The organism is Micromonospora sp. URMC 105 (genome assembly GCF_051386295.1).
Classification (GTDB): Bacteria; Actinomycetota; Actinomycetes; order Mycobacteriales; family Micromonosporaceae; genus Micromonospora.
In genome coordinates this window covers 1-3,054 of the sequence record NZ_JBPQTL010000180.1, presented here as the reverse complement: position 1 = coordinate 3,054, position 3,054 = coordinate 1, and the positions used below count along the sequence as shown (strand labels likewise).

Below are 3,054 nucleotides of genomic sequence, written 5' to 3'. Positions count from 1 at the left end.
CAGTTGTGGCGGTTGGTGGCTGATGGTGTGGATGCGGTGGGTGGTTTTCCGACGAATCGGGGGTGGGATCTGGAGGGTTTGTACGACCCGGATCCGGAGCGGGTGGGGACGTCGTATGCGCGGGAGGGTGGTTTCCTGCACGACGCCGATCAGTTCGACCGGGAGTTCTTCGGGATGTCGCCGCGGGAGGCGACGGCCACCGATCCGCAGCAGCGGCTGCTGCTGGAGACGGCGTGGGAGACGTTCGAGAGCGCCGGGGTCGACCCGTCAACCCTGCGCGGCAGCAACACCGGCGTCTTCGTGGGCGCCATGTACGACGACTACGCCGCACGGCTGCCCAGGGTGCCCGACGAGTACGAAGGCTTCCTGCTGGCCGGCAACACCTCCAGCGTCATCTCCGGCCGGCTGGCCTACACGTACGGCCTCGAGGGCCCGGCGGTGACCGTCGACACCGCGTGCTCGTCGTCGCTGGTGGCGCTGCACCTGGCGGCCACCGCCCTGCGCCGAGGCGAGTGCGACCTGGTGCTCGCCGGGGGAGTGACCGTAATGGCGGGACCCAGCACCTTCGTGGAGTTCTCGCGGCAGCGGGGTTTGTCGGCGGATGGTCGGTGTCGGTCGTTTGCGGCGTCGGCGGGTGGGACGGGTTGGTCCGAGGGTGTGGGTTTGTTGTTGGTGCAGCGGTTGTCGGATGCGTTGCGTGAGGGCCGTCGGGTGTTGGCGGTGGTGCGGGGTTCGGCGGTGAATCAGGACGGGGCGTCGAATGGTCTGACCGCGCCGAACGGGCCGTCGCAGGAGCGGGTGATTAGGCGGGCTCTGGAGGTCGCGGGTCTCACTCCGGCCGAGGTCGACGCTGTGGAGGCGCATGGGACGGGCACCCGGTTGGGTGATCCGATCGAGGCGCAGGCGTTGCTGGCCACCTACGGGCAGGGCCGGCCGGTTGATCGGCCTCTGTGGTTGGGGTCGTTGAAGTCGAACATCGGGCACGCTCAGGCGGCGGCGGGTGTCGGTGGTGTGATCAAGATGGTGATGGCGATGCGGGAGGGGGTGTTGCCGCAGACGTTGCATGTGGACGAGCCGACGCCGCATGTGGATTGGTCGTCGGGGGCGGTGCGGTTGCTGACGCAGGCGCGGCCGTGGCCTGAGGTGCCGGGTCCGCGGCGGGTGGGGGTGTCGTCGTTCGGGATCAGTGGGACCAATGCGCATGTGATTCTCGAGCAGGCACCCGAAACCGAGCCCGCCGCCGGCTCAGACGCCGACACCAGGCCTGCTGCCGGCTCCGGGCCCGCGTCCGGGTCGGGTGCGGTGGTGCCGTGGGTGGTGTCGGGCCGTGGTGTGGCGGGGCTGCGGGCGCAGGCGCGGCGGTTGCACGAGTTCGTGGCGCGGAGCCCGGAGGTGGATCCGCTGGACGTGGCGTTCTCCTTGGTGACGGGGCGGGCGTCGCTGGAGCACCGGGCGGTGGTCATCGGCGCGGGGCCGGAGGAGCTGCTGGCGGGATTGGCGGCGTTGGCTCAGGGACAGCCGTCGTCCTCGGTGATCACCGGCAGTGGTGGCACCGGCCAGGGACGGACAGCTTTCCTGTTCACCGGGCAGGGCAGCCAACGACTCGGCATGGGCCACGAACTCTACGAACACCTCCCTGTCTTCGCCCGGGCGCTGGACGCCGTCGGTGCGCACCTCGACCCGCTGCTGGGCCGGCCGATCACCGACATCCTGTTCGCCCCGGCCGATTCGGCCGACTCCGCGCTGCTCGACCAGACCGCGTTCACCCAGGCCGCGCTCTTCGCCGTCGAGGTGGCCCTCTACCGGACGTTCGAGAGCTACGGCGTCGTGCCGGACTACCTGTTGGGCCATTCCATCGGTGAGGTCGCCGCCGCGCACGTGGCCGGGGTGTGGGACCTGGCGGACGCCTGCACGCTCGTCGCCGCGCGAGGCCGGCTGATGCAGGCCGCTCGGGAGGGCGGCGCGATGGTGGCGGTCCAGGCCGGCGAGGAGGAGATCCGCGGATCGCTGTCCGGGTACGGGGACCGGGTCGTGGTCGCGGCGGTGAACGGGCCGCGCTCGGTGGTGCTCTCCGGTGACGCCGACGCGGTCGAGCAGGTGGCGCAGGAGTGGCGGGATCGCGGTCGCAAGACCAGGCGGCTGCCGGTGAGCCATGCCTTCCACTCACCGCACATGGACGAGATGCTCGACGAGTTCCGGGCGGTGGCGGCGAGCTTGAGCTTTGCAGCCCCACGGGTGCCGGTCGTGTCCAACCTGACCGGCGCCCTGGCCACCGCCGAGCAGCTGCAGTCGCCTGACTACTGGGTACGGCACGTCCGCGAGGCGGTGCGGTTCCTCGACGGTGTCCGTTGTCTCGAGGCCGAGGGCGTCACCGACTACCTGGAGCTGGGGCCCGACGGGGTGCTGACCGCCCTCGCCCAGGAGTGCCTGACCGCCGAGGCCGGGATGCTCGCCCCGGCTCTGCGCACAGGCCGTTCCGAGGCCGCCACTGTCCTCACCGCGCTGGCCCGCCTGCACGTGCGGGGGGCACGGGTCGGCTGGGGCGCGCTGGTGGCCGGCGGCCGGCGCGTCGAACTGCCCAGCTATGCGTTCCAGCGGGATCGGTACTGGCTGGACGGCCCGGCGGTGATCGGTGACGCGACGGGGCTGGGTCTGGACGCCACCGAACACCCGCTGCTCGCGGCAGGGGTGCCGCTGGCCGACCGGGACGGGTACGTGTTCTCCGGCCGGCTGTCCCGGCACACCCACCCGTGGTTGCTCGACCATGTCGTCGCCGGCGCGGTGCTGGCACCGGGCACCCTGCTGCTCGAGCTGGTCGCTGCCGCGGGCCGACAGGTCGGTTCCCCTGAGGTGGTCGAGCTGACCCTCTCCGCCCCACTCGTGCTGCCCGAACGGGGCGGCGTGGCGGTCCAGGTCGCGGTCGGCGCCTCCGGCGACGCCGATCACCGAACCGTGGAGGTGTTCTCCCGGCCGCAGGACAGTGCCGACGAGACCGGCGACTGGACCCGGCACGCTTCCGGTGTGTTGGGGCCGGTGGTGGGTGGGGTGTCGGGG

The 3,054-nt window shown here is 71.7% G+C and carries 1 protein-coding gene; it reads left to right on the top strand.

Annotated elements, in window-relative coordinates; all coding sequences use genetic code 11:
• Positions 1-3,054, top strand: a 3,054-nt coding sequence (locus ACSNN7_RS28700; protein ID WP_436684178.1) for a type I polyketide synthase, incomplete at both ends; no start/stop codon positions are given.